Annotated in this window: 4 protein-coding genes and 2 pseudogenes; 4 read left to right on the top strand and 2 right to left on the bottom strand. The window is 68.3% G+C overall.

Annotated elements, in window-relative coordinates; translation table 11 throughout:
* Positions 1 to 224, bottom strand: a 224-nt coding sequence (locus IE278_RS41630; protein ID WP_189780232.1) for a transposase, incomplete at its 3' end; no start/stop codon positions are given.
* Positions 225 to 308: 84 nt separating this feature from the next.
* Between IE278_RS41630 and IE278_RS41625 the strand changes: the two genes are divergently transcribed.
* Both IE278_RS41625 and IE278_RS41620 read left to right on the top strand, forming a co-directional pair.
* Positions 309 to 530, top strand: coding sequence for a DUF6300 family protein (locus tag IE278_RS41625; protein WP_189780231.1), 222 nt, complete (start codon positions 309 to 311; stop codon positions 528 to 530).
* Positions 531 to 871: 341 nt separating this feature from the next.
* Entirely contained in the window at positions 872 to 1657 is a 786-nt protein-coding gene (locus IE278_RS41620) for a sulfite exporter TauE/SafE family protein (protein ID WP_189780230.1), read from the top strand.
* A gap of 66 nt (positions 1658 to 1723) precedes the next feature.
* Here IE278_RS41620 and IE278_RS43055 read toward each other — a convergent pair.
* Positions 1724 to 1893 (bottom strand): annotated as a pseudogene (locus tag IE278_RS43055) (NF041680 family putative transposase); the annotation flags it as partial.
* A 122-nt stretch (positions 1894 to 2015) separates the two neighbouring features.
* Here IE278_RS43055 and IE278_RS41615 point away from each other — a divergent pair.
* Positions 2016 to 2285 (top strand): annotated as a pseudogene (locus IE278_RS41615) (MmyB family transcriptional regulator); the annotation flags it as partial.
* Positions 2286 to 2316: 31 nt separating this feature from the next.
* Positions 2317 to 3303 (top strand): aldo/keto reductase, encoded by a 987-nt coding sequence (locus IE278_RS41610; protein WP_189780229.1) that lies wholly within the window; start codon positions 2317 to 2319, stop codon positions 3301 to 3303.
* Positions 3304 to 3386: the final 83 nt, after the last annotated feature.

The following is a 3386-nucleotide window of genomic DNA, read 5'->3' as shown; positions in this document are numbered from 1 at the left end:
TCGAACGTCCCGTCCGCAGCCCACCTGCGGAAACGCGTATGCAACGTGGCCCACGGACCGTATCGCTCGGGCACATCCCGCCAGGCCGTCCCGGTCCGGAACTTCCACACGATCCCATTCAGGACCCTGCGGTCGTCCAGCCGCTTCCGGCCCCGCAACGACACCGGCAGCAACGGCCGGACGAACTCCCACTCGGCATCGGACAGTTCATGGCGACGTATCACGACACCATGATCCACCAGCGGTGATCATTTGAAGACACTGCCTAGGCCCTCTGCTGCTGGCGGGGCCCGTGGGTGTCCGGCGTGATGATGGAGCTCTGTCCGGCCTGTGACGTTCACAAGCCGGCCGCCCGCGCCTTCCTCGACTGGCACCGCGACCGCGACCCCGACCGCGACATCCTGCCTCAGTTGTTCGAGGACTGGGAGACCGAGACCCCGCACGCCCACGGCTGGGCACGCGCTGCGGAACACGAAGCGCCCCCGGCCCCGCCGGTGCACCCCCGTCCCGTACCGCGCGGGCAGGGCTGACGGAGAACATGACGAAATCCCCGGGGCAACCGGCGCATTCAAGGGGGCGTGCGCGCGCTTTCGTCAGGCGTACGGTCCGCAGCGCGAGCTGGTAGGAGCGGGCACTGTCACTCCGCGAAACACTCATCACCTGGGCATCCATCACCCTCATGACTCGCCGCCTCACCCGCAAGGCAACGCGACGACCGGCACGGACACCGATCCCCCCGTCCACGATGGCAGTCGCCGCCTGACCGCGACCAATATCAATCGCATCGCCGTCACGCCAACGATGCGTTCTACGCTCTCCCCGGGGCACGAGTCGAGGCCCGCCCGGCTGACATGCGCACAAAGGGAATCACGTGGAGTGGGGACTGGGAGCGGCCGGCATCGCGGTTGGACTGCTGATCGCCGTGGTGACCGCCCCGGTCGGTGTGTCCGGCGCCGTGTTCCTGCTGCCGGTGCAACTGAGCGTGTTCGCCGTCCCCAGCCCGGCCGTCACTCCCACAAACCTTCTCTACAACGTCGTCGCAGGACCCGGCGCCCTCCTGCGCTACCGGCGCCACGGAGCGCTGCGGGGCCCGCTGGTCCGCCGCCTGGTGACAGGCACGCTCCCCGGTGTGATTCTCGGCGCGGTCATCCGCGTCTTCGCCCTGCCGGGCCCACACGTCTTCCGGCTCCTGATCGCCGCCCTCATGCTGCCGCTCGGCATCTGGCTGATCACCCGGACCCTCCGCCCCGCACACCCGGAGAACCCTCACCCCGAGCCCACGCCCCGAACCGTCACCGGCCTCGCGCTCGCCGTCGGAGTCGTGGGCGGGATCTACGGCATCGGCGGCGGCTCCATCCTCGGCCCAATCCTGGCCGCCCGCGGCATCCCCGTCGCCAAAGTCGCCCCCGCCGCACTCGCCTCCACCTTCGCCACTTCCGTCGTCGGAGCTTCCACCTACGCACTCCTGTCCCTGGCCAAGACCGGCAGCATCGCCCCCGACTGGCCTCTCGGTCTGGCCTGCGGCCTAGGCGGACTCCTCGGCGGATACCTTGGCGCCCGCCTCCAGCCCCGTCTGCCCGAAACGCTCCTCCGCCTACTGCTGGGCACACTCGCCACCACGCTCGGCACCCTCTACGCAATCGACGCGCTCAACTGATCCCCGCGGCAAGCAAGTCCCTCGTCGAGGGCCAACTGTGAAACAGGCACTCAGCTTGTTCTTTACCTACCAGGACCTGCCGGGCTTGCCGATGGCTTTGAGGGTCTCGGGGCGTTTGACGGTCTTGCCGACGTCGTAGCGGGGGCCCCGTGTCTGTTCTTGGCGCCGGGTGGCCGTGCGGGGCCGGCGCCTCGGGGTTTGGGAACACGGGTCGGGCAGGCGAGGTGGGCGCGGACGACGCTGTCGGGGATCTTGCTTTCTGTGAGCGGTGACGTAGACGTGTACCACCCGGACCCCTGGCCGCGCCAAGATCACCGACAGTGTCACGGCCGCATCCTCGCCGCCAACCATCTCGGGCGACCTGATCGGCGCGCTGTCCATGTGCAGTGACGTGTTCCGCACCCAGTGGGGGCGCACAACGTGCGCCGCCACGGATCGGGTACCAAGCAGTTCCACCACCACGAGGTCGGCGACCTTACGCTGACCTACGAGGGGATGGAGCTGACCGCAGAGCCCGGTCTTTCCCTCCTCATCTACACGTACACGTCGACCCGGCTCGCCCAGCCAGGAGCGCCTGCAACTCCTCGCGAGCCTTGCCGCAACGTCCACGGCGGGACCATCCCGCACTCAACGCCCGACCACAACCAAGAGAGTTGATCATGCACACCAGGACACTCGGACAGGGCCTGACCGTGTCAGCCATCGGGCTCGGCGCGATGGGCATGTCCCAGAGCTACGGCCCCAATCCCGGCAGCCGCAACGACATGATTGCCGTACTGCGATCCGCGGTCGAGGAGGGGGTGACCTTCTTCGACACGGCAGAGGTCTACGGGCCGTACGTGAACGAGGAACTGGTCGGCGAGGCGCTGCAACCGGTCCGCGACCAGGTCGTGATCGCCACCAAGTTCGGATGGGACATCCAGGACGGCAGGAGCGTCGGCCTTGACAGCCGCCCCGAGCGGATCCGCCGCGTCGCCGAGGAGTCCCTGAAGCGGCTGCGCACCGACACGATCGATCTCTTCTACCAGCACCGCGTCGACCCCGACGTGCCGATCGAGGATGTCGCCGGCACGGTCGGCGATCTGATCGCCGAGGGCAAGGTCAGGCACTTCGGGCTCTCCGAAGCCTCGGCTGCCACCATCCGCGCCGCGCACGCCGTCCACCCCGTGACCGCTGTCCAGAGCGAGTACTCGCTGTGGACACGGGACCCCGAGGCCGAAGTGCTGCCCACCCTCGCCGAACTCGGCATCGGCTTCGTGCCGTTCAGCCCTCTCGGTAAGGGATTCCTCACTGGCACCGTCGACGCCTCCACAACGTTCGCTGAAGGGGACATCCGCCACCGCGTCCCGCGCTTCCGGGCCGAGAACCTCGCCGTCAACCAAGCGCTTGTCGCCAGTGTCCGACAGCTCGCCGAGGCGAAGGACGCGACACCGGGCCAGATCGCCCTGGCCTGGCTGCTCGCGCAGCAGCCCTGGATCGTGCCGATTCCCGGCACCCGCCGCGTAGCGCGCATCCAGGAGAACAACGCCGCCACGGCCCTCCCCCTTTCCGCAGACGAGATCGCGGACCTCGACCGCCTTGCCACGCAGGTCGGCGTCAGCGGTGATCGCTACAACGCCGAACACATGGCCTACGTCAACCGCTAGGGCCTGTCGTCAAATGTCACGCCCACATCAGGAGTGAGGCGAGGGTGATGGCCGCTTCGTAGGACTGGGCGGTTTTGTCGTAG

It is taken from the genome of Streptomyces tauricus, from assembly GCF_014650955.1.
GTDB classification, from domain to species: Bacteria; Actinomycetota; Actinomycetes; order Streptomycetales; family Streptomycetaceae; genus Streptomyces; species Streptomyces tauricus.
Note: the sequence above shows the minus strand (reverse complement) of the source record. Positions and strands in the feature narration are given on the sequence as shown.